Annotated in this window: 26 protein-coding genes and 1 pseudogene; 11 read left to right on the top strand and 16 right to left on the bottom strand. The window is 72.2% G+C overall.

The window, feature by feature from the left end:
• Positions 1-71: 71 nt before the first annotated feature.
• Entirely contained in the window at positions 72-770 is a 699-nt protein-coding gene (locus tag VNF07_03680) for a YgjP-like metallopeptidase domain-containing protein (protein HVB05334.1), read from the top strand.
• Between the two features lie 8 nt (positions 771-778).
• Here the strand turns inward: VNF07_03680 and VNF07_03675 are convergent.
• Positions 779-1,153, bottom strand: a pseudogene (locus VNF07_03675) (ATP-binding cassette domain-containing protein).
• 46 nt (positions 1,154-1,199) lie between these two features.
• On the opposite strand from VNF07_03675, the gene VNF07_03670 reads away from it, so the two are divergent.
• A complete protein-coding gene (locus tag VNF07_03670; protein HVB05333.1) occupies positions 1,200-1,583 on the top strand; it encodes a PPOX class F420-dependent oxidoreductase in 384 nt (127 codons plus the stop codon).
• Between the two features lie 52 nt (positions 1,584-1,635).
• Here the strand turns inward: VNF07_03670 and VNF07_03665 are convergent, their stop codons facing one another.
• The 4 genes from VNF07_03665 to VNF07_03650 form a co-directional block, all read right to left on the bottom strand.
• Complete coding sequence (locus VNF07_03665; GenBank protein ID HVB05332.1) at positions 1,636-2,520, bottom strand: amidohydrolase family protein; 885 nt, start codon at positions 2,518-2,520, stop codon at positions 1,636-1,638.
• Position 2,521: 1 nt separating this feature from the next.
• Positions 2,522-3,589, bottom strand: a complete 1,068-nt coding sequence (locus VNF07_03660) for a 4-oxalomesaconate tautomerase (protein HVB05331.1) — start codon at positions 3,587-3,589, stop codon at positions 2,522-2,524.
• A gap of 48 nt (positions 3,590-3,637) precedes the next feature.
• Positions 3,638-3,898: a hypothetical protein gene (locus VNF07_03655; GenBank protein HVB05330.1), complete on the bottom strand. Its 261-nt coding sequence runs from the start codon at positions 3,896-3,898 to the stop codon at positions 3,638-3,640.
• A gap of 279 nt (positions 3,899-4,177) precedes the next feature.
• The gene (locus VNF07_03650; GenBank protein ID HVB05329.1) at positions 4,178-4,936 is read right to left on the bottom strand and encodes an AIM24 family protein; all 759 of its coding nucleotides are present in this window, start codon (positions 4,934-4,936) and stop codon (positions 4,178-4,180) included.
• Between the two features lie 140 nt (positions 4,937-5,076).
• Between VNF07_03650 and VNF07_03645 the strand changes: the two genes are divergently transcribed.
• A complete protein-coding gene (locus tag VNF07_03645) occupies positions 5,077-5,505 on the top strand; it encodes a hypothetical protein (GenBank protein ID HVB05328.1) in 429 nt (142 codons plus the stop codon).
• A gap of 80 nt (positions 5,506-5,585) precedes the next feature.
• Here VNF07_03645 and gnd read toward each other — a convergent pair whose 3' ends face one another.
• The 3 genes from gnd to VNF07_03630 all read right to left on the bottom strand — a co-directional run bounded on the left by gnd (position 5,586) and on the right by VNF07_03630 (position 8,766).
• The gene (gene gnd, locus VNF07_03640; GenBank protein HVB05327.1) at positions 5,586-6,617 is read right to left on the bottom strand and encodes a decarboxylating 6-phosphogluconate dehydrogenase; all 1,032 of its coding nucleotides are present in this window, start codon (positions 6,615-6,617) and stop codon (positions 5,586-5,588) included.
• A gap of 51 nt (positions 6,618-6,668) precedes the next feature.
• Positions 6,669-8,297, bottom strand: a complete 1,629-nt coding sequence (gene pgi, locus VNF07_03635) for a glucose-6-phosphate isomerase (protein ID HVB05326.1) — start codon at positions 8,295-8,297, stop codon at positions 6,669-6,671.
• Between the two features lie 85 nt (positions 8,298-8,382).
• Positions 8,383-8,766, bottom strand: coding sequence for a 2Fe-2S iron-sulfur cluster binding domain-containing protein (locus VNF07_03630; protein HVB05325.1), 384 nt, complete (start codon positions 8,764-8,766; stop codon positions 8,383-8,385).
• Here VNF07_03630 and VNF07_03625 point away from each other — a divergent pair.
• Both VNF07_03625 and VNF07_03620 read left to right on the top strand, forming a co-directional pair.
• Positions 8,747-9,469 carry a class I SAM-dependent methyltransferase gene (locus tag VNF07_03625; protein HVB05324.1) on the top strand — a complete coding sequence of 241 codons (723 nt, stop codon included), beginning with the start codon at positions 8,747-8,749 and terminating at the stop codon, positions 9,467-9,469. The genes VNF07_03630 and VNF07_03625 overlap by 20 nt on opposite strands.
• Positions 9,470-9,496: 27 nt before the next feature.
• Positions 9,497-10,249, top strand: coding sequence for an SDR family oxidoreductase (locus tag VNF07_03620; GenBank protein ID HVB05323.1), 753 nt, complete (start codon positions 9,497-9,499; stop codon positions 10,247-10,249).
• 24 nt (positions 10,250-10,273) lie between these two features.
• Here the strand turns inward: VNF07_03620 and VNF07_03615 are convergent, their stop codons facing one another.
• The 3 genes from VNF07_03615 to VNF07_03605 all read right to left on the bottom strand — a co-directional run bounded on the left by VNF07_03615 (position 10,274) and on the right by VNF07_03605 (position 13,413).
• On the bottom strand, positions 10,274-11,092 hold the full coding sequence (locus VNF07_03615) for a hypothetical protein (GenBank protein HVB05322.1): 819 nt from the start codon (positions 11,090-11,092) through the stop codon (positions 10,274-10,276).
• A gap of 120 nt (positions 11,093-11,212) precedes the next feature.
• Positions 11,213-12,721, bottom strand: a complete 1,509-nt coding sequence (locus tag VNF07_03610; GenBank protein HVB05321.1) for an ATP-binding protein — start codon at positions 12,719-12,721, stop codon at positions 11,213-11,215.
• Complete coding sequence (locus VNF07_03605; protein ID HVB05320.1) at positions 12,718-13,413, bottom strand: response regulator transcription factor; 696 nt, start codon at positions 13,411-13,413, stop codon at positions 12,718-12,720. The genes VNF07_03610 and VNF07_03605 overlap by 4 nt, the downstream gene beginning before the upstream one ends.
• 106 nt (positions 13,414-13,519) lie before the next feature.
• Between VNF07_03605 and VNF07_03600 the strand changes: the two genes are divergently transcribed.
• The gene (locus VNF07_03600) at positions 13,520-14,578 is read left to right on the top strand and encodes a glycerate kinase (protein HVB05319.1); all 1,059 of its coding nucleotides are present in this window, start codon (positions 13,520-13,522) and stop codon (positions 14,576-14,578) included.
• A 6-nt stretch (positions 14,579-14,584) separates the two neighbouring features.
• Here the strand turns inward: VNF07_03600 and VNF07_03595 are convergent, their stop codons facing one another.
• On the bottom strand, positions 14,585-14,845 hold the full coding sequence (locus VNF07_03595; protein ID HVB05318.1) for a DUF6295 family protein: 261 nt from the start codon (positions 14,843-14,845) through the stop codon (positions 14,585-14,587).
• Between the two features lie 11 nt (positions 14,846-14,856).
• Positions 14,857-15,621 (bottom strand): dienelactone hydrolase family protein, encoded by a 765-nt coding sequence (locus tag VNF07_03590; protein ID HVB05317.1) that lies wholly within the window; start codon positions 15,619-15,621, stop codon positions 14,857-14,859.
• A gap of 405 nt (positions 15,622-16,026) precedes the next feature.
• Here VNF07_03590 and VNF07_03585 point away from each other — a divergent pair, with 405 nt between their 5' ends.
• The 4 genes from VNF07_03585 to VNF07_03570 are packed head-to-tail and all read left to right on the top strand — an operon-like array spanning position 16,027 to position 19,080.
• Complete coding sequence (locus tag VNF07_03585; protein HVB05316.1) at positions 16,027-16,584, top strand: hypothetical protein; 558 nt, start codon at positions 16,027-16,029, stop codon at positions 16,582-16,584.
• 28 nt (positions 16,585-16,612) lie between these two features.
• Positions 16,613-17,785, top strand: coding sequence for a sterol desaturase family protein (locus tag VNF07_03580; protein HVB05315.1), 1,173 nt, complete (start codon positions 16,613-16,615; stop codon positions 17,783-17,785).
• Positions 17,782-18,702: a hypothetical protein gene (locus VNF07_03575; protein ID HVB05314.1), complete on the top strand. Its 921-nt coding sequence runs from the start codon at positions 17,782-17,784 to the stop codon at positions 18,700-18,702. The genes VNF07_03580 and VNF07_03575 overlap by 4 nt, the downstream gene beginning before the upstream one ends.
• Positions 18,703-18,741: 39 nt before the next feature.
• Entirely contained in the window at positions 18,742-19,080 is a 339-nt protein-coding gene (locus VNF07_03570) for a DoxX family protein (protein HVB05313.1), read from the top strand.
• A gap of 13 nt (positions 19,081-19,093) precedes the next feature.
• Here the strand turns inward: VNF07_03570 and VNF07_03565 are convergent, their stop codons facing one another.
• The 3 genes from VNF07_03565 to mscL all read right to left on the bottom strand — a co-directional run bounded on the left by VNF07_03565 (position 19,094) and on the right by mscL (position 21,099).
• The gene (locus VNF07_03565) at positions 19,094-19,555 is read right to left on the bottom strand and encodes a 2,4'-dihydroxyacetophenone dioxygenase family protein (protein HVB05312.1); all 462 of its coding nucleotides are present in this window, start codon (positions 19,553-19,555) and stop codon (positions 19,094-19,096) included.
• A gap of 583 nt (positions 19,556-20,138) precedes the next feature.
• The gene (locus VNF07_03560; GenBank protein HVB05311.1) at positions 20,139-20,327 is read right to left on the bottom strand and encodes a helix-turn-helix domain-containing protein; all 189 of its coding nucleotides are present in this window, start codon (positions 20,325-20,327) and stop codon (positions 20,139-20,141) included.
• Positions 20,328-20,691: 364 nt separating this feature from the next.
• Positions 20,692-21,099: a large conductance mechanosensitive channel protein MscL gene (gene mscL, locus VNF07_03555; GenBank protein ID HVB05310.1), complete on the bottom strand. Its 408-nt coding sequence runs from the start codon at positions 21,097-21,099 to the stop codon at positions 20,692-20,694.
• Positions 21,100-21,230: 131 nt separating this feature from the next.
• On the opposite strand from mscL, the gene VNF07_03550 reads away from it, so the two are divergent.
• Positions 21,231-21,764, top strand: coding sequence for a GNAT family protein (locus VNF07_03550; protein ID HVB05309.1), 534 nt, complete (start codon positions 21,231-21,233; stop codon positions 21,762-21,764).
• The last annotated feature ends 91 nt before the right edge of the window (positions 21,765-21,855 follow it).

Genomic DNA, 21,855 nt, shown 5'->3' with positions numbered 1-21,855 from the left:
TCTGGCGCGCCGGCGGCACCGCCGCCATCGCGCTGCCCCGACGAGAGCGCCCAGCCGCTCTACCGTGGCCCATGGACCTCTCCGGGGCGGTCGGCCCGCCCCCCTACCGGCTGCGGGTGAGCGACCGGGCGCGCCACGTCCGTCTGCAGGTCCGTCCCCGCGAGGGCCTCGTCGTCGTCGTCCCCCGGCGCTTTGACCGCTCCCGCCTCCCCGAGCTGCTCGCGGCGCGCGCCGCGTGGATCGCCCGTGCCCTCGAGCGCGTCGGGATCGCGGACGAGGAGGAGGCCCTCCCCCACCACCTCGCGCTGCCCGGCCTCGGAGAGTCCTACGCCGTCGAGTACCTCCCGGCGGGCAGCACCGCCCGCGCCGCGCTCCGCGAGGGGCGCGTGCGGGTCGCCGCGCCGGACGAGGAGGGCGCGGCCGAGGCGCTCCGGCGCTTCGTGACGCGCCGCGCCCGCGTCGGCCTCGCCGCCGAGCTCGCTGCGCTCGCCGCGGCGCGCGGCGCCGAGGTGCAGGCGGTGAGCGTGCGCGCGCAGCGCACCCGCTGGGCGAGCTGCTCCGCCACGGGGCGGGTGAGCCTCAACCGCAACCTCGCCTTCCTGCCGCCGCCGCTCGTCGCCACGGTGCTCCTCCACGAGCTCTGCCACCTCGAGGAGCTGAACCACTCGCCCCGCTTCTGGGCGCTGCTCTCGGCCGCCGTGCCCGAGCTCGACCTGCGGCGCGCGGAGCTCGCCGCCGCCTGGCGCCACGTCCCGCGCTGGGCCCGCTGAACCAAGGCTCAGGCCGCGCCCTCACCGAGGTAGGCGGCGCGCACCCGCTCGTCGGCGAGGAGCGCCGAGGCCTCCCCCTGCATCACGATCGACCCCGTCTCGAGGACGTAGGCGCGGTCCGCGAGGCGCAGCGCCTGGGCGGCGTTCTGCTCGACGAGGAGGATCGTCGTCCCCGCGGCACGGATCTCCTCGATGATCGCGAAGATCCGCTGCACGATGAGCGGGGCGAGCCCCATCGACGGCTCATCGAGGAGCAGGAGCTGCGGCTTGCTCATGAGCGACCGCCCGATGGCGAGCATCTGCTGCTCGCCGCCCGACAGGGTCCCGCCGTCCTGCTTGCGGCGCTCGGCGAGCACCGGGAAGAGCGAGAAGATGCGGTCGAGCTCCTCGCGGGGCACCGCCCCCGGCCCGCTTGTTAGCGTCTGGCCCATGCTCGACGAAGCGGTCCGCGCACTCGCCCAGGGCAAGAACTTTGCCGTCCTCACGACGCTGCTCCCGAGCGGCCAGCCGCAGTCCCAGGTGATGTGGGTGCACGCCGACGACGACGACGTCCTCATCAACACCGAGCTGCACCGGCAGAAGTTCCACAACATCGAGCACGACCCGCGCGCCACGGTGACGATCGTCGACGCCGCCAACCCGTACCACTACGCGGAGGTGCGCGGCAGGGTGACCGAGGTCGTGCGCGGCGAGGCGGCCCGCCGCCACATCGACGAGCTCTCCGAGAAGTACCTCGGTCACCCCTACCAGAACGCGATCCAGTCCGAGCGGGTGATCCTGAAGATCACGCCGGAGCGTCAGCGCACCCAGTAGCCGGCCGCGCGCCGAGAGCAGCCCGGACCGACGGCACCAGCCGCCGCGGCGGCTACGAGAAGTCGTAGAGGCGGGTCGGGTTCTCGACGAGGATGCGGTTCCGCGCCTCCTCGTCGGGCGCGAAGCTCGTGAGCAGGTCGACGAGGTCGCCGTCGTCGGGCACGGCGCGCACGTTCGGGTGCGGCCAGTCGGTGCCCCACAGCGTGCGCTCGGGCGCCGCCGCGATGAGCGCCTGCACGTAGGGGACGACGTCGTCGTAGGGGGGGACCCCGTCCTTGGTGATGCGCTCCGCACCGGAGATCTTCACCCACGCCCGCTCGTCCTTCAGCAGCTCGAGCAGGTACTGGAAGGGCTCCTGCTCGAGGCCCTTGCTCGCGTCGACACGGGCCATGTGGTCGATCAGGTAGGGGACGGGCATCGCGTCGAGCATCGCCGCGTACTGCGGCAGGTCCTTCGCGTCGAAGTGCAGCACGACGTGCCAGTCGAACTTCGCGACCCGCTCGACGATGCGCCAGAACTCGTCCATCTCCGGCGCCCCGCCGAGGTGGGCGACGAAGTTGAACCGGGTGCCGCGCACCCCCGCCTCGTGCAGCTCGGCGAGCTGCGCGTCGGTGAAGGATTCGTCGACCATCGCGACCCCCGCGTAGCGGCCCTTGCCGCGGCGCAGCGCGTCGACCATCGCCGCGTTGTCGAGGCCGTGGCAGCTCGCCTGCACGAAGACGGCGCGCGAGAGGCCGAGGCGCTCCTGCAGTCGCTCGAAGTCCTCGAGGCCCGAGTCGGGCGGCGTGTAGGCGCGGTCGTCGGAGAAGGGGAAGCGCGCCGCGGGGCCGAAGATGTGACAGTGCGCGTCACAGGCGCCGGGCGGCGGGGTGAAGGTGCGCGGGGCGTGCGGGTCCGGGTGGGGCGGCGGGATGGTGCGCTCGAGCTCGGCGGTCATCTCAGTACTCGCGAGGGAAGACGGCGCCGTCGAAGAGCTTTCGGGCGGTGCGCAGGATCCCCGAGCGGGTGACGACGGGCACCGGCCCGCTCGCGTCGAGCTCGATGGCGACGTCGAAGGTGCCGGTCGGGTGCTCGACGACGAGCACCCCGCCGTGGTCGCCGGGGGTGAGCACGCTCGCCGCCGGCGACTCTGCCATGAAGGCCGCGGTGGCGACCGAGACCGCGCCGAGGACGCCAATTGCGTCGTGGCAGCGGTGGGGGATGAAGGTGCGCGTGCTGAACGAGCCGCCCTCGACCGCCGGCGCGACCATCGTGAGCTTGGGGACCGAGGTCTTCGCCACGTCGCCGAGGTTCATGAGCGGCCCCGCCTCGAGGCGGATCTGCTCGAGGAGCTTGCGCAGCGGGGCGTTCGCCTCGAGCTCGACGGGGGCCTCGTAGCCGGTGATCCCGACGTCCTCGGCGCGCATCACGATCACCGGCATGCCGTTGTCGATGCAGGTCACCGCGATGCCACTGAACTTGTCGACGACGTTGCCGGTGGGCAGCAGCGCGCCGCAGCTCGCACCGGCGGTGGCCTCGAAGTCGATGCGGATCTCCGCTGCGGTGCCGGGGACCCCGGCGATCGCCGCGTCACCATCGTAGACCGGCTCGCCGTCGCGCACCGGGAAGGTCGCCGTCGCGATCGAGTCGGTGTTCAGCATGCGGATGCGCACCTGCGCCTCACCGTCCGAGAACGAGAGCAGGCCGCGCTCGAGGGCGAAGGGGGCGACGCCGGCGAGGATGTTGCCGCAGTTCTGCTGATCGGTGACGAAGGCCTCGTCGACGCCGGTCTGGAGGAAGAGGTAGTCGATGTCCGCCTCGGCGTCGGGCGACTTGCTGATCACCGCGACCTTGCTCGTGAGGGGGTGCGCGCCGCCGATGCCATCGATCTGGCGGGGGTCTGGGGACCCCATCAGCCTGAGCAGCAGGTCGTCGCGGACGTCAGGGTCATCGGGGAGGTCCTCCGCCAGGAAGTAGGCGCCCTTGGAGGTCCCACCCCGCATCATCATGCAGCGGAGTCCGGCCATCCCCGGAGTATGCCCCACCAGTGGTGGAGGTGTCGACGCCCGCGCGGACTACGGCGCCGCGGTGCAGCCGGGGCCGCTCGCCGTCTGCCCGCCGCCGTCGGCGATGCCGTACGGGCCGAAGGCGCCGACGACGTGGCCACAACTGCTCTGCGGCACCGGGAGGGCACGGTGCTCGAGGTTGTAGCTGCCGAAGACCGCGGCACCGGCGGCGATCGCCGCGGCGACGAGCAGGGCCCGGCGATGGACGGCCGGCCGCAGCGTCGGGGTGTGGGGGCGCCCCGCTTCGGGGAGGACGAAGACATGTGACATTGGGGCCCCCTCGCTCGGTCACCCCCGCGGCGCCCTCTCTGGGGCCGCTGCGGGAGCACCGTCCAACTGCCCGTTTCCCACTTCCTCCTGAATGTATGTGCGGCGCGTTAATTACCTTGCTACGGCATTTTCTCGCCATTTCGCGGCATGACGATGACCTTCAGTGGCAGACGACGCACTCCCCCGGTGCCGAGAGGGCGCGTCCTTGCACGAGGTCGCGTGAGACCCCGTGACGAGGTCTGCCCGAAAGGGCGGGAGGGCTGCGCCGGCGTGACGCGGTCACACGTTGCGGCCGAGCACCCCGCCGATGATCCCGCCGAGGCCACCGCCGACGGCCGCGTCCGTCCCGACCTCGCCACCGAGGTAGGGCGAGAGGGAGTGCGCGAGGATCGGCAGCGGCATGCTCTGCAGCCAGATCGTCCCAGGGCCGGTGAGGGCGACGAGGTGATAGCCGTCGCCGCCGAAGAGCTTGTTGGCGATCCCCGGGACACGCGTGATCTGGAACGAGACCGAGTCCTGGAAGACGCCGACGTGGCCGGGGTGGACGAGGAGGGACTGTCCGGCGGCGAGGTCGTAGCTGATGATCTCGCCGGCGAGCTCGACCCAGGCGGTGCCGTTGCCCTCGAGGCGCTCGAGCACGAAGCCGTCCCCGCCCCACAGCCCGCCGCGGAAGCTCTGCTGCAGCCCGACCGTCGGGGTGATCCCCGAGGTCCCGCAGAGCCACCCGTGGCGGTGCACCAGGTAGCCGCCCTGCGCGTTGATCTCGACGGGGAAGATCCGCCCCGGCATCTTCGCCGCGAAGCTCACCGAGCCCTGCCCGCCCGTCGAGCGGTAGCGGGTGAGGAAGAGCCCCCCGCCGCCCGCCATCCGCTTCAGCCCGGCCATCAGGCCGCCGCCGCCACCGGTGTTCGCCGTCTGGCTCATCTCGATGTTCGTCGTCATCCACGAGAGCTCGCCGTGGGTGGAGATCACCTCTTCGCCGGCGTCGAGGGTGACCTCGAGCACCGGCAGGGTCGTCCCTTTGATCTCTGCGTTCACGACTGCCTCCCTCCGGGCGGGGCCGCACGCCCCACCTCGGGCTCGACCCTGATTCCAACAGAACGCCACCCGGGGTAGCAAGGGGCTGCGCCGCCCGCCCCGGCTGGCGGAGGCGGGTGCCATGGGGGATGCTTTTCGCGGTGAGCACCTCGACGAGCGGTATGGCGCCGGCCCCGCTCGCGACGGGCCGGGGCGCCCGCTGGGCCCACGAGGACGGCTTCGACGCGGCGATGCGCCGGCTGCTGCGCGTCCCCGAGGTACGGCGCCGGGTGCGCGGCGAGGCCGTCTACCGGACCTTCAGCACCGGGATGGTGCTCTCGGGGCTGCGCTGCCTGCTGACCTACGTCTTCCTCCCGGTGGTGAGCCCGGCCCTCGGCCTCGCGACCGGTGCCGGCCCCTGGATCGGAGTCCCGCTCTCGCTCGTCGCGCTCGTCTTCGACGTGATCGGCGTGCGCCGCTTCTGGCTCGCCGACCACCGCTACCGGCGGCCGATGACCGCCGTCTACCTCGCGGTGATGGCGCTCGTGACGAGCCTGCTCGTCGTCGACCTCGTCCACCTCGCCCACTGAGCAGCGCGACGGCGAAGGGCCGCCGGCGAGCGATCGATCGTCGGACCCACCTGGGAGGCCGCGCTCGCCCAGTGGCGGAGTCAGGCCTTCTTCTCGACGTGGCCGCCGAACTCGGCGCGCATCGCGGAGAGGATCTTGTCGGTGAAGTCGCCGCTCCCCTGTGACTCGAAGCGCTGGTAGAGGGCGGCGGTGATCACCGACGCGGGGACGCCCGTCTCGACCGCCGCCTGCACGGTCCAGCGCCCCTCGCCCGAGTCCGAGACGCGCCCGGCGAAGTCGTCGAGCTGCGGCGACTTGGCGAAGGCGTCGGCGATGAGGTCGACGAGCCAGGAGCCGACCACCGAGCCGCGCCGCCACACCTCGGCCACCTCGGCGACGTCGATCTCGTAGCGGTAGGCCTCGGGGTCGCGCAGCGGTGCCGTCTCCGCGTCGGCCTCGCGGCTCGAGAGGCCGATGTCGGCGTGGCGGATCACCGAGAGGCCCTCGGCGATCGCGGCCATCATCCCGTACTCGATCCCGTTGTGGACCATCTTCACGAAGTGGCCGGCGCCGGCCGGACCGCAGCGGAGGTAGCCGTCGGGAGCGGTGCCGTCGGTGCGCGTGCGGCTCGGCGTCGGCTCCGCGCTCCCCACGCCCGGGGCGATCGTCCTGAAGAGCGGGTCGAGGCGCGTGACGACGGCCTCCTCGCCGCCGATCATCAGGCAGTAGCCGCGCTCGAGACCCCACACGCCACCGCTCGTCCCGCAGTCGACGTAGTGGATGCCCGTCGGGAGCAGCTGCGCGGCGCGGGCGATGTCGTCGCGGTAGTAGGAGTTGCCGCCGTCGATGATCACGTCGTCGGCCGCCATCAGCCCCTGCAGCTCGTCAACGGTGCGCTGCACGATCGCCGCGGGGAGCATCACCCAGACGGCACGCGGCGTCTCCAGCGCGGCGACGAACTCGGCGAGGCTCGAGGTGCCGACCGCCCCCTCTCCGGCGAGCTCCTTCACCGCGGCGGCGTTCACGTCGTAGACGACGCAGCGGTGGCCGTCACGCAGCAGCCGACGGACGAGGTTGGCCCCCATCCGCCCGAGGCCGATCATGCCGAGCTGCATTGGGTGGTCGGTTGCCATCGTGGGTCTCCTCTTGCTCGGTCGCGAGCCCCAGGTGGGGCCCGGTGCGGGTCAGTCCTTGAGGGCGCGGTAGCGGCGGATCAGCGCGTTGGTCGACGAGTCGTGGGCGAGCGGGGGCTCGTCGACGGCGGTGAGCTCGGGGATGATGCGCGCCGCGAGCACCTTCCCGAGCTCGACCCCCCACTGGTCGAAGGAGTCCACGCCGAAGATCGTCCCCTGGACGAAGACGCTGTGCTCGTAGAGGGCGACGAGCGCGCCGAGCAGGCGCGGCGTGAGGCGCTCGGCGAGCAGCACGTTGGTCGGCCGGTTGCCCTCCATCACCTTGTGGGGGACGACCGCGTCAGGGGTGCCGTCGGCGCGCACCTCCTCCTCGGTGCGCCCGAAGGCGAGCGCCTCGGCCTGCGCGAAGACGTTCGACTGGAGGATGTCCTGGTGCTCGCCGAGCGGGTTCAGGCTGTTCGCGAAGCCGATCAGGTCGACGGGGATGAGCTTGGTCCCCTGGTGGATCAGTTGGTAGAAGCTGTGCTGCCCGTTGGTGCCGGGCTCCCCCCAGTAGACGGCGCCTGTCTCGCCCTCGACCGGCTCTCCGCTCAGCGTGACGTGCTTGCCGTTGGACTCCATCGCCAGCTGCTGGAGGTAGGCGGGGAAGCGCTTCAGGTACTGCTCGTAGGGCATCACCCCCTGGGTCTGGGCACCGAAGAAGTCGCCGTACCAGACCGCCAGCAGGCCGAGGAGCACCGGCAGGTTCTCGGCCGCCGGGGCGCTGCGGAAGTGCTCGTCCATCTCGTGAAAGCCGGCGAGCAGCTCGCGGAAGTGCTCGGTGCCGATGGCGACCATCGTCGAGAGGCCGATCGCCGAGTCCATGGAGTAGCGCCCGCCGACCCAGTCCCAGAAGCCGAACATGTTCGCCGCGTCGATGCCGAAGGCGGTGACGCCCTCGGTGTTCGTCGAGAGCGCGACGAAGTGGGAGGCCACCGCGTGTTCGTCGCCGAGCGCGCCGACGACCCAGTCGCGCGCCGAGCGGGCGTTGGTGAGGGTCTCGAGGGTGGTGAAGGTCTTCGAGGAGATGATGAAGAGGGTCTCCGCGGGATCGAGGTCGCGCGTCGCCTCGACGAAATCCGTGGCGTCGACGTTGGAGACGAAGCGGAAGGTGAGCTCGCGCGCCGAGTAGTGGCGGAGGGCCTCGTAGGCCATCACCGGGCCGAGGTCAGAGCCGCCGATGCCGACGTTCACGAGGTTGCGGATCGGCCTTCCGGTGAATCCCTTCCACTCACCGGCGCGCACCGAGGCGGCGAAGCGGGCCATGCGGCCGAGGACCTCGTGGACCTCGTGGACGACGTCCACGCCGTCGACGACGAGGCTCGCCCCTTCGGGCATGCGCAGCGCGACGTGCAGCACGGAGCGGTGCTCGGAGACGTTGATCCGCTCGCCACGGAACATCGCCTCCCGGCGCTCGGCGACGCCGCACTCCTCGGCGAGCGCGAGGAGCAGCCCTAGGGTCTCGTCGGTGACGCGGTTCTTCGAGTAGTCGAGATACAGCCCGGCGGCCGTGGCGGTGAGGCGCTCGCCCCGTCCCGGGTCCTCGGCGAAGAGCTCGCGCAGATGGCGGCCCGCTATCTGGCGGTGGTGCTGCTCGAGCGCACGCCACGCCGGGCGTTCCCGGAGCCCGCTGCTCGCCATCGTTCACCTCGTTCGCCGAAGGGGGCCCTCGCCTGCATCGTGCCACGGGCGGTGGCGCGGGGCCGAGCGGCCCCCGGGCCAGCCGTCAGAGGTCGAGGACGAGGCGCTCGGAGCGGGCCCGCCCGACGCAGACCATCATCACCTGGCCCAGTGCCCGCTCCTCGGGCGAGAGGACGCCGTCCCGGTGGTCAGGGAGGCCGGCGAGGACGCGGGTGGCACAGCTCCCGCAGGTGCCCATCCCGCACGACGAGGGGGCGTCCGGCAGCACGTCGCGGATCACCGAGAGGAGCGTGCGGTGTGCGGGCACCTCGAGGACGAGGCCGCTCCGGGCCAGCTCGACCGAGAAGGGCGCGGCGTCGGGGATGCTCACCGTCGTCGCCTCCCCCGCACCCGCCCACGGTACCGAGCGCGAGCGGGGAGGAGCACCCGACTCGGTGTAGAACTCGGGGATGACCGAGGGTGAAGACACCAACGCCGATCTCTGGAAGTCCGACGCCGTCGTCGCGAACTGGGCCGCCCAGGTGGGCGACCGCGAGGCGCGTCGCCGTGCGCAGTGGGAGCTGATGGCCCAGCTCCTCCCCTATCGCGAGGACGAGGACTTCACCTTCCTCGACCTCGGGGCCGGGATGGGCGCTGCCGCGCAGGTGCTCCTCGAGTGCTACCCGCACGCGCACGCCGTGCTCGGGGAGTACTCGCCGCCGATGATCGCCGCGGGCACCGAGGCGATGGCGCGCTTCGGTGAGCGCGCCCGCTACGTCGAGTTCGACATGGGCGGCGCGCCCTGGCCCGAGGAGATCCCCACCGCTCTCGACGCGGTGGTCACCTCGCAGTGCGTCCACCACCTCTCCGACGAGCGCAAGGCCAGCCTCTTCGCCGAGCTCTTCGCCCGCCTCGCCCCCGGCGGCTGGTACCTCAACTACGACCCCGTGACCTCTGACGACCCCGTCGTCGACGCGGCCTGGCAGCGGGCCAACGAGCGCCAGGACCCCGAGGCGGCGGAGAAGGCCCGGCACCTCAGCCCCGAGGCGCAGGCCCGCCACGAGAACCACGTCCGCTACATGATCCCGCTCGAGCCCCAGCTCGGCTACCTGCGCGAGGCCGGCTTCGAGGCCGTCGACGTCTACTGGAAACACCTCGACTACGTGATCTACGGCGGGCGGCGGCCGGCGTGAGCCGCGCCGCGGGCAGTCGGGGCTGAGGTGGCCGCAGCGGGGCGCGTCGCCCTCGTCACCGGCGCTGGCTCCGGCGTCGGCCGCGCCGCCGCAGAGGCGCTCGCAGCCGACGGCTACGCCCTCGTGCTCGCCGGCCGACGCCTCGAGCCGCTCGAGGAGTGCGCCGCCGCGCTCGGCGGCGCCGCGGCGCTCGCGCACCCCTGCGACGTCGGCGACCCCGAGCAGGTGGCGGCGCTGTTCGCCGCCACGACGGCCAACTTCGGCCGCCTCGACCTGCTCTTCAACAACGCCGGCATCGGCGCGCCGGCCGTCCCCCTCGAGGAGCTCACCTACGAGCAGTGGTCGGCGGTCGTCGCCACCAACCTCACGGGGGCCTTCCTCTGCACCCAGCACGCCTTCCGGATCATGCGCGACCAGCAGCCGCAGGGTGGCCGGATCATCAACAACGGCTCGATCTCGGCCCACGTCCCGCGACCGCACTCCGCCCCCTACACGGCGACCAAGCACGCGATCACCGGCCTCACGCGCTCGACCTCGCTCGACGGCCGCCGCTACCACATCGCCTGCGGCCAGATCGACATCGGCAACGCGGCGACGGAGATGACGGCGCGCATGGCCGGCGGCATCGCCCAGGCCGACGGCTCGGTGCGCGTCGAGGCGACCTTCGACGTCGCGCACGTCGGCGCGGCGATCTCCTACATGGCGGGCCTCCCGCTCGGGGCGAACGTGCAGTTCCTCACGGTGATGGCGACCGAGATGCCCTTCATCGGCCGCGGCTGAGGGCCGGCGCGGACAGGCCGCAGTTCACCACGGCGGCTCGGCGGGGCGCTCCCGGATGAGGGCGACACCGAGGAGGGCGGCGAGGCCGCGCAGGTCGAAGCCCTCCTTGCGCGTCCGCAGGTCGAAGTAGATGACGACGATCACCGAGGCGAGGAAGGGCATCGTCAGCACGCCGGTGATCGAGCCGACGATCGTCGAGAGCAGCACCTTGGCGGTGTATACGGCGTTCGCCTCGCCCGTCACCCGCAGCAGGATGCCGCTCACGAAGGCGGTGATGATCCCGAGCGCGACCGTGGCGAGCAGGTAGGTGCCGAAGGTCGGCCACCAGCGGCCGCGCACGAGCTCGTGTGAGCGGCGCAGCGGCGTGAGGCCGGCCCCGCCCTCGAGGAGGACCACCGGGAGCACCACGAGCCAGGAGATCCACAGGTAGATGCCGGGAAGCACGACGATGAGGCCGATCGTCGACACGACGTAGACGACGACGATCACCCGCAGCAGATCGCCGGTGCGGCTCCACGCGAACTCGAGCGCGTCCTGCCAGGAGACCTCCTCGTCGAGGAAGCCGGCCGCGACCGGCTTCAGACAGGCTGCGCTCGCCAGCTGCGCGGCGAGGCCGCCGAGGACCGAGGGGCCGAGGGAGGCGGCGAGCGCGCCCCACCCGTGGACGGTCGTGCCGTGCCGGGCGGGGTCCACCGAGAGCTGCAGGAGGGCGGAGAAGAGCTGCAGCGGCACGACGATGAGCGCCACGACGCCCATCAGGGTGAGGTAGCGGCTCCGGCAGAGGCGGAGGGCGGTGTCGAGGATCTCCCCCGGCCGTCGTGGGCGGAGCTCGGTCACCGCCATCGTCGCTCCCGCACGCACGCGAACCTACGGGGCCGCCGGACGCTGCGCCACGACCCGGCCCCGGCGCCTGCGAGCGGGCCGCACCACCGGGCGGGACGCCCCGTCCGAGGTCGCCGCGAACTACTCGAGCGGCTCCTCGTCGAGCACCGGGAGGGTGACCTCGACGAGGGTGCCCCCTTCGGCGCGGGCTGCGGCAACGGCGCGCCCCCCGTGCGCGGCGACGATCGAGGCGACGATCGCAAGGCCGAGACCGGCGCCCCCCGTGGTCCGCGAGCGCGAAGGGTCGGCGCGGAAGAAGCGCTCGAAGACAAGCGGTGCCTCCTCCGGGCTGATCCCCGGCCCATCGTCGGCGACCCCGATCACCGCTTCGGCTCCCACCCGACGCACGGTGAGCGTCGCCGCGGTCCCCGGTGGCGTGTGCGCGCGCACGTTGGCGAGGAGGTTGTCGATCACGCGCCGCAGGGCGGCGCGGTCGCCGAGCGCCTCGACCGGCCCGTCGGCGACGACGGCGACCGGCCACTCGGAGCCGACCGTGCGGGCCGTCTCGGCCGCCTCGACGGCGAGGCCGACGAGCTCGACCGGCTCGGGGCCGAGGAGGTGGTGCTCGTCGAAGCGCGCGAGCGTGAGGAGGTCCTCGACGAGCTTGGCCATGCGCGCCGACTCCTTCGCGATGCCGCCCATCACCCGCTCGAGGTCCTCGGGGCGCGACGAGGCGCCGCGCCCGAACAGCTCCGCGTAGGCGGCGACCGCGGCGATCGGCGTGCGCAGCTCGTGGGAGGCGTCGCCGACGAAGCGACGCAGGCGGTGCTCGGACGCACGGAGCTCGTCGACCGTCTCCTCGATGCGCCCGAGCATCACGTTGAGTGCCGAGGCGACGTGGCCGACCTCGCTGCGAGGGTTGCTGTTCGGCACCCGGTGCATGAGGTCGCCCACCGCGATCGCCTCGGCGGTTCGCTCCATGTCCCGCAGCGGCCGCAGGCCGACACGCACCGACCACAGGCCGAGGAGCGCGGCCGTGAGGAGGGCGCCCGCGGTCACCGCGATCTCGACCCACAGCAGCTGGGAGAGGGTGTCGCCGAGGTCGCCGAGCGGCGCGGCGACGACGAGCGCGCCGCCGTCCGGCAGCGGCGAGACGCGCACCCGGAACGAGGGGCCGTTGCCGGCCGACGGGGGCGCGCTGAACAACAGGCCCGCCCCGCCGCCGGGCAGGGCGCGCGCCCTCGTCACGAGGTTGGCGGGGAGCAGCGGGCTGGCGCTCACCGAGCCGCCGGGCTGGTGGGCCGAGCAGCGGTCGGCACCGCCGCCGGCGACGCTGCCACGCGCTGTCAGCACCTCGATGAACTGGCCGGGCGCGGCGTTGAGCGCCAGCTCGCAGAGCTGGCCCGCCCGGGCGCCCCCCGGTGGGCGGTTGACCCCCAGCGGGGGCTGGTCCGGCCCCGGGCCCGGGCGGCCGCGCGCGAGGGCCCTCGCGATCGGGGCGTTCGCGTGCACGAGGGCGTCGTCGACCTGGTGGACGAGGTAGCTGCGGAGTGAGGCGTAGACGGCGACGTCGGCGAGGACGAGGGCGACGAGGGTCACCGCTGCGACGGCGAGGAGGAGGCGGGCCCGGAGCGAGAGCGCCCGGATCACTGCGCCTCGCGCATCACGTACCCGACGAGTCGGATGGTGTGGATCAGCGGGGGGCCGAGGGCGTCCAGCTTGCGGCGCAGATAGCGGACGTAGGTCTCGACGATGTTCAGGTTGCCACCGAAGTCGTAGTGCCAGACGTGATCGACGATCTGGTCCTTGGAGAGCACCCGCCGGGGGTTGAGGAGGAAGAGGCGCAGCAGGTTGAACTCGGTCGCGGTGAGCTGCACGGGCATCGCCGCGCGCCACACCTCGTGGCTCTCCTCGTCCATCACGAGATCGGCGAAGCGCAGGCGACGGTCCTCCTCCGGGCCGCTCCGCCGGCGGAGGATCGCGCGTGCGCGGGCGACGATCTCGAGGAGCGAGAAGGGCTTCGCGACGTAGTCGTCACCGCCGATGCTGAGCCCGGCGATGCGGTCCTCGACCTCGGCCTTGGCCGTGAGGAAGAGCACCGGCACGTCGAGGCCGTCGCCACGCAGCCGCCGCGTCACCTCGAGACCGTCGAGGTCGGGGAGCATCACGTCGAGGACGATGAGGTCGAAGGCCTCGCTCTGGGCCTTGGCGAGCGCGGCGCGCCCGGAGCTCGCGACCTCCACCTCGAAGCCCTCGTAACGCAGCACCGTCGCCACCGAATCGACGATCGAGGGTTCGTCGTCGACGACGAGGATCCTTGCCTCCGGCCCGACAGCCCCCATCGCGTGCTCCTCTCGCATGCGGACCATCGTCGCCGCGCCGACGGGCGTTGCGCTGACAGCCGGCTGAACGCCGGCTGAGAGGCCTCCCCCGGTGGCGCGGAGGATGATGGGGGATGCCTCTCGCGCTGCGGCCACCCGATGCCGGCCGCTCGGCGAGCGGGGCCGACGGGCGGCGGCCGTGACGGTGCTCGCCGCGCCCGACAAGTTCAAGGGCACCGCGGCGGCCGCGGCGATCGCCGGCGCGATCGTCGCCGGGGCGCGCGCAGCGGGGCGTGAGGGGCGCGCGCTCCCCCTCGCCGACGGTGGCGAGGGGACGCTCGAGGCCTTCGGCGGCGCGAACCGGACGAGCACCGTGACCGGGCCGCTCGGGCGACCAGTCGCCGCCCGCTGGAGGCTCGACGGGCCGCTGGCGGTGATCGAGATGGCCGAGGCCTCGGGCCTCGCTGCCGCCGGTGGGGCGGCGGCCAACGACCCGCTCGCGGCGACGACGCGCGGCACGGGCGAGCTGATCCTCGAGGCGGTCGCCGCCGGCGCGCGACACCTCCTCGTCGGGGTGGGCGGCTCGGCGACGACCGACGGCGGCGCCGGCGCCCTCGACGCGCTCGGGCGGCGGCCCTTCGGCGAGCTCGGGATCGCCGTCGAGGTCGCCTGCGACGTGGAGAGCGCCTTCACCGAGGCGGCGCGCCTGTTCGGACCCCAGAAGGGCGCCCACCCCGCGCAGGTCGCGGCGCTCAGCGCTCGCCTCGAGGCGCTCGCCGTCGCCTACCGGGAGGAGTTCGGCGTGGAGCTCGCGGCCCGCCCCTTCAGCGGCGCTGCCGGTGGCCTCGCCGGTGGCCTCGCCGCCCTCGGCGCGCAGCTCCGCTCCGGCTTCACGGTGGTCGCCGAGCACCTCGGCCTCGAGGAGGCCGTCGCCGCGAGCGAGCTCGTCGTGACCGGCGAAGGGCGCCTCGACGCCGCCTCGTTCACCGGCAAGGTGGTGGGCGGCGTGGCCGCGCTCGCCGAGCGCCACGGGGTGCCGCTCCTCGTGGTCGCCGGCGAGGCCGACCCTGCCGCCGCGGCTCGGGTCGACGTGCGCTCGCTCACCGACCGTTACGGCGAGCGCCGCGCCCGCGCCGAGCCGCTCGCGCTCGTGCGCGAGACCGTCGCCGAGGCGCTCGCTCGCTGAGCGGGGTCAGACCCCGCTCAGCTCGGCCTGCTCGATCGCCGACTGCAGCTGCGCGATCAGCGCACGCCCCGACTCGAGGTCGAGCTCGAGGGCGACGCGCGCCCCCGTTCCGAGCTCGTAGTTGGCGAAGTCGAGCAGCAACGCATGCTCGTCCGCGGAGTGGGTGGCGTGGTCGTAGCCGACCGTCGCCTGGGTGACCGGGAACCAGTCGTCGGCGCCCTTACCGGCGCCGCGCACCGTCCGTGTGACCGCGATCATCGTGCACATGGCGGCCCTGCTCAGCGGAGGTTGTCGTCGAAGAAGCGGAAGACCTTGCTCCACCCGTCCATCGCCTGCTCCTGCCGGTAGTTCGGCGCGTGGTGGTAGAAGAAGCCGTGGCCGGCGCCGTCGTAGCGGTGGAACTCGTAGTCCTTGCCGAGGCGCTTCAGCTCCGCCTCGTGCGCGTCCACCTGCTCGGGCGAGGGTGACTTGTCGTCGTTGCCGAACAGGCCGAGGAGCGGGATGTTGAGCTTCTCGGTGTAGTCGATCGGCGCCACCGGGCGGAACTCGGTCAGCGCTTCGGGCGCCATGATGATGTTGCCGCCCCACAGCTCGACGACGGCGTCGAAGCCCGGCACGTTCGTCGCGACGAGGAAGGCGTGGCGCCCGCCCGAGCACGAGCCGATGACGCCGACCTTGCCGTTGCTCTCCGGCTGTGCCTTCAGCCACTCGAGCGCCGCCGCGCAGTCCGCGATCACGCTCGCATCGCGGGGGCCGCCCTCGGCGCGCACGAGCGCCGTGACGTCGTCGGGGGTGCCGTGGCCGTAGCGGCAGTAGAGGTCGGGGCAGATCACGTCGTAGCCGTGGCGGGCGAGGCGCTCGGCGAACTCCTGGTAGAACTCGTCCCATCCCGGCATGTGGTGGATGAGCACGATGCCCGGGCGCGGGCCCTCGGTCTTCGGTCGCGCGACGTAGGCATGGATCTCGTCGCCGTCACCGGCCTTGTAGGTCGTGATCTCGGCGTCCACGCCGGCGATCCCGTCGGTCTTGAAGGAATTCCACACGGTCGTCGTCCCTTGTTCAGCGGATCGGTTATCCGGCCGCACTCTATGCAAGGCGCTCCCGGATCGACAGCCCCAGATGAGGGGCGGCCGGTGAGGTGGCCCGGCGCCCCGGCGGGTGCGGGCGCCGTCAGCCCCCTCTCGCCCCGCGACGGGCTCCTGCCGGGAGCCACGCCAGCTTCCACCCTCGACGGTCCCGAGCCTCCCGGCCCCAGCCGTCAGGCGACCTCGCGGAGCGCGCGCCTGCTGGAGCCGCTCGGTCAAACCGTCCCGCGGCGAGCCTTCGCCGGAACCGGTGGCGCAGATTCACTGCTGGACACCGCACGGCCCTCACCGCCGCGGTGATCCCCCGACAGTGGCCGCCCGTACCAACGGTGACCGGCAAGACGACCCGAGGAGAGCAACGAGATGCAGCACATGAACCACGACCGATCGACAGCCCATCGGGTGCCCGCAGGGCGTGTCGCCGCTGCACTGTTCGCCGCTGGTGGGCTTTCGGCGTCTGCTGCGGGTGCGGCCGCTGCGGCGACGACGCACACGACGAAGAGCGTCGTCATCTCGACGGTGAAGAACAAGACGCGCGGCACGCTGCTCGTGAGCGGCAAGACGCTCTACACCCTGAAGGCGAACAAGGTCGCCTGCACGGCTTCCTGTCTGAAGATCTGGCCGGCGGTCACGCTGCCGAAGGGAGCCACGAAGGCGGTCGCTGGCACGGGGGTGAGTGCTGCGAAACTCGGCACGGTGAAGCTCGCGCGCGGCGTCTTGCAGGTCACCTATGCGGGTAAGCGGCTCTACTGGTTCTCCGGCGACACCGCTGCCGGACAGGTGCACGGAAATGTGGCCGACACCTGGGGGACCTGGTCCGATGTCGTGACCGTCAAGGCGGCGACCTCCGGCTCGGGTTCTGGCTCTGGCTCTGGCTCTGGTACCGGCACGAACACCGGAACCGGCGGGGTCGCGTTCTAGCCCCCGCTCCGGAGAGGATGAGGTAGTCATGACGTCTGTCGTCGTCGAGCCCGTTCGCTCACTCGCACCGCTGCCGACGGAGCGAGTCAGGGGGAGGGCGAGCGGGCTCGCGCACGCGCTGGCGTCGCGGGTCTACCTACCGGCGTGCTCGATCGTGGCTCTCGCCGGCGTCCTCGTCGGCATCGGATGGGCCAACCGCTGGGGTGGCGCCGACTTCACCGCATCGATGACCGATCTGCGCGTCGTGGTGATCGGGCCCGTGACGCTCGTGATCATCGCGGTCTTCCTCGTCGTCGAGAGGGTGCGCCCGGCGCAACGGCGGCCGCTGCTCGCCCGCGGCCATCGTCAGGACATCCTCTTCACGCTCCTGAACGCGACGCTCACGGTGCCGCTCGTGAGCGCGCTCACCCTCACCTTCTCCGAGGTCGCCCGCAGGGCCATCCCGTGGATCGTCCTGCCCCGGATCGGCGCGGTCCCGCGCTGGGCCGCGATCGGCGCGATCTTCGTGCTGATGGACGGGTGCAACTGGTTCGCGCACCTCGCCAACCATCGTGTCCGCATGCTCTGGCGCTTCCACGAGGTCCACCACTCCCAGGAGGACCTGAACGTCTTGACCGTCTTCCGCACCCACCCGCTGATCCACGTCTCGTACCTCATCGCGCTGCTCCCCGGCATCGTCCTCGTCGCCAACGGCGCGCTCACGACGGGGTTGCTCGTCGTCTACGGAGGGGTCGTCGCCTTCGCGCACTCGAACACCAACCTCGGGTTCGGGCCGCTCGGGCGGATCTTCGTCAGCCCAAACTTCCACCGCCTGCACCACAAGCTCGATGGACCGCAAGACGTCAATCTCGGCTTCGCGCTGACGATCTGGGACCAGATGTTCCACCGTGCGGTGTTCCCCACACCCGAGACCATCAGGACCGATACCGGGCTACCGGGTCGGCCACTCATTGTGGAACAGGCCGGCGCACGGCCACGGCACCTCTCGGTCTTTGCGGCCCAGCTCCTCGGCCCATTCCGCCCGATGACCGACCGCACTGCGCTTCTTTCTGTTCGCTCGCGCGAGGTGGCCGCGACGGCGCACGCGCCACTGTGGTCGCCGCATCGCCGCAGTCCCGCCGCAGCCTGCCTCGGCACGCTCAGAACCATCAGACGTCGCCGTGGGCAGCGTTTTGCCGGTGACGGCACGGCCCCACGGTGAACGCCGAGGCGCCAGCGCCCGTCGCCCCGGAGGAGGGCGGCCGGGAGACCCCCCGCACTCACGAGAAGCTCGTGCTGCGGTGCATCGGAGCAAGCCTGCTGGTCGCGACTGGGGCGATCCACCTCGACCTGTACGTCACCGGTTATCGGACGATCCCGACGATCGGCTGGCTGTTCCTGCTGCAGGTGATCGTGGCGTTCGGTCTCGGTGCACTCGTGCTTGGGTCGCGGCGTGCGCTGGTGTCAGCGGTCGGCGCCGGCTTCGCCGTGGCGACTCTCGGGGGGTACCTGTTGTCCTTGCGGTTCGGGCTCTTCGGCTTTCGCGAGCTCCGCACCACCGCCGGGATCGTCGCCGGGGTCGTCGAGGTGGCCGCCTTCACGGCGCTTGCCGCGGCACTCCTGACCCCCCCGTTGCTGCGCCCGCCGAACCGGACGGCGCTCGCCGGTAGGCATCGGACCGACAGGTTGCTCGCCGCGGTTCCGGCGGCTCGCTGGGCTGCGGGCGCGTCCTCGGCCTTGGCCGCGGCGCTGTTGGGGCTCTCACTCGCGGCGACCAGGCCGGGTTCGACGGTCCACTCGTCGACGGCCCTGCTGAAGACGGCGAACGTTCACGGCGTTTCCGTGCTCACCAACTCGAAGGGATTCACGCTGTACTGGTTCGCCCCTGACACGCCGAGCAAGTCGGTCTGCTACGGGACCTGCGCCGCGTACTGGCCGCCGGTGACCGGCAAGCCGATCGCTGGCCCGGGCGTGACCGGTGTGCTCGGCACGATCCGTCGCACGGATGGTGCAAGCCAGGTCAGCTTCGACCACCATCTGCTCTACACCTATGTCGGTGATTCCTCTCCTGGGGAGGCGAACGGCAACAACGTCAATCTGAACGGCGGGTTGTGGTACGAGATGGCGGCACATGGCTGACAACGGCGAGCGAGTGAGCCGTGTCCGGCAGTGAAGCGAATGGAGTCGAGCCAGCCCGCTGGCCGGTGCGACGCTGTGCTGAACGGCTTCACCGAGTGCTTCGGCGGGGTGGCGGTCGGCCTCGGGCTGTTGAGCCGCCTCGCCGCCGCCGGCCTCGTCGGCGACATGGTGGTCGCGATGGTGACGGTCGCCTGGAACAACGGCATCGTCTCGAGCGCCGCCGGCAGCGGCTACGAGCTCAACCTCGCCCTCCTCGGCGCCGCCTTCGTCATCGCGATCCAGGGCCCGGGGCGGATCGCCCTCGACCGCCTGCTCCACTGGGTGTTCGTCTCGCGCCGAGTGCCGCAGCGCGAGACCGGCTTCCGCCCGGCCGCGTGAGGCCGCCGGGGCTTCAGTAGACGATCGGCGCGAGCGGGATCCCCGCTGCCTCGCAGTGGGCGCGGTACGACGCGAGCTTGCTGGCGGCGCTCTCCACCCCGGTGACCTCACCGGCGTCGTTCACGTACTCGTAGGGGCCGTCGATGACGAACAGCGTCTCCATCGGCTCGCCGGCCTCGACGACGAGCGTGTGCACGTCACCGGCCCCTTCGAAGACGTAGTCCCCCGGCCGGGCGACCCAGTCGTGCTCGAGGTAGCGCCAGCTTCCAGAGAGCACCCAGGCCTGCACGGAGCCGAGGTGGCGGTGTCGGCTGACGCGGCCCGCCGCCTCGACCCGCAGCAGGTTGGCCCACGTCCCCGCCGCCGGCGAGAGCCGCAACGGCTTGAAGTAGACGCCCGGCGCCTGCTCGACCCACGGGATCGCCAGCGAGCTCGCCAAGGCATCGCTCACCGGCGTGTCGCTCACCGACCCCATCGCGCCCTCCTCCGTCTCCGGGCGACGGTAGTGCCCACGACCGGGCGCCGCCTGCGGCTCGGGGGCCGGCGAGCCCCCTGGGCGGGCCGCCGGCAGGCCGCGCGCTCGGGTCCACGGGGAGCTCTGTCAGCCGTTGAGGCGCGAGCCGGGGGTGGTGAGCAGCTCGCCCGTCTCGAGCCAGGTCTTCAGCCCCGAGAGGATCATCGGCCAGGCCCCCGTAGAGCTCGGGGTTCGCCCCCTCGGGCAGCTCGTCGTGGGTCACGGTGAGACAGCACGAGTCCCCCACCGGCTCGATCTCCCAGGTGACCCGCGAAGTGCCCGCGGCGAGGACGTCGTCGCTCGAGCACGCCGTGTAGGACTGCACCAGCCGCCGGGGAGGGTCGACCTCGAGGTTCCTCCCCTTCCGCGAGGGGCCCGGGTGCCTTGGCGTGGTCGAGCTCGTAGCGCGAGCCGGGCTCCCAGTCCGAGTGCACCTCGATGCCGAACTGGTACTTGCTGCGGGCCTCGGCGTCGGTGATCGCCTCCCACAGGCGCTCCGGCGTCGTCTTACGTAGATCTCGAACACCTTCTCCATCGTCTGCTCCTATCGTGTCTTCATCTCGCCGAGCGCCGCCGCCCAGGCCTCGGCGTACTTGCTCACCCAGCGGTCGTGGACGAGGCGGATCGGGACCGGGTTGAGGAAGTGCAACTTCTCCCGCCCTCTTCGACGGGTGACGAGAAGGCCCGCTTCCTCCAGCACCTCCAGGTGCTTCATCACGCCGAAGCGGGTCATCTCTCAGCGCGCTTCGAGCTCGCTCAGGCTCTGCCCGTCGCGCAGGAAGAGCTCGTCGAGCAGCGCCCGCCGGGTCGGGTCGGCGGTGAAGTGCTCGGCCGCGTCACCGAGCTCGAGGAGAACGAGTCGACCTCGTGAAGCTGAAGAGCTGGTTCGACAAGATCAGCGCGCGACGTCTTCGGGGCCCGCGGCCTCGACGCCGTGAAGGCGATCGCCCGTTGCGAGCAGGTCCTCGACGAGTACGCCAAGCGTCTACGCCGAGGAGGTCGAGGACCGCGACACCTGAGGCGCGGGCGACCGGTGCAGGATCAGCCCGTGGACGAGGGCGTCCTCGTCGCCGTGCCCGCGGCGACGCGGCCGCTCGCTACGGCAGCGCGGGCTTCGGACCTCCGTCGTCGCCTGCGGCCAGCAGGTCGCGGATCTCGGTGAGCAGCGCGATGTCCGGAGGGAGCTCGGTCACCTCCACCTTGCCCCGCGCCCGGCGTTCGGCGAGCTTGTTCATCGGGAAGACGACGAAGAAGTAGACAACGATCGCCACCGCCACGAAGGTGATCAGGGCGTTCACGACGTCGCCGTACAAGAAGGTGCTGTGGTGCAGCGTGAAGTGCAGCGACCCGAAGTTCGGGCTGCCGGTGATCGCGGCGATCAACGGGGTGAGGAGGTCGGAGACGAGCGCCTTCACGAGGGCGGCGAACGCCGTGCCGATCACGACCGCGATCGCGAGGTCGATGACGTTGCCCCGCATGATGAATTCCCTGAAGCCCTTCAGCATCACGACCTCCCCGACGACGACCAGGACCGAATTGTCGCAATCGCAGCGCGCCCGTGCCGGAAATTCCACACCGTCGCCCGGCGCGCAGGGCGGCGCCGACGCGGCGGCCCTCCCCCGAGCGGCGGCCTGAGATGACGCCGCCGCGCACGCGCCCTGAGGGCGAGCTCCGCGGCGAGCGGGTCCGCCTGCGGCCGCCGCGGCCGTCCGATGTCGCGCGCCTCGCCGAGATCCGCGCCCGCCCCGAAGTCTTCACCTACTGGCGGGGCGGCCACGACCTCGTCGCCGCGGTGCACGAGGACCTCGCCGAGCCCGGCGCGACCGCCTACGTCATCGAGGTGGACGACGCGGTCGCCGGCTGGATCCAGTGGTCCGCGGAGGAGGAGCCGGACTACCGCTGCGCGACCCTCGACCTCTACCTCGACCCCGACCTCCACAACCGCGGCCTCGGAGCCGACGCCGTGCGCACGGTGGCGCGCCATCTCGTCGACGAGCACGGCTTCCACCGCCTGGAGATCGACCCGGCTGCCGACAACCTCGCGGCGATCGCCTGCTACCGCAAGGTCGGCTTCCGGCGCGTCGGTCTGCGGAGGGCGGCCGAGCGGGGCAACGACGGCAGCTGGCACGACAGCGTGCTGATGGATCTCCTCGCCGAGGAGCTGACCTGACGGCCCCTTCGAGGTCGGCGGGTGCTCCGGTAGCATGCCGGGCGCCATAGCCAAACCCCCGCCCCGCGCGGGCGGATCGGGTCACCGGGCC

The sequence above is a fragment of the Acidimicrobiales bacterium genome, from assembly GCA_035533595.1.
GTDB lineage: Bacteria > Actinomycetota > Acidimicrobiia > Acidimicrobiales > Bog-793 > DATLTN01.
The sequence above is the reverse complement of the archived record's forward strand: the minus strand, read 5'-3'. Positions and strand labels throughout refer to the sequence as shown.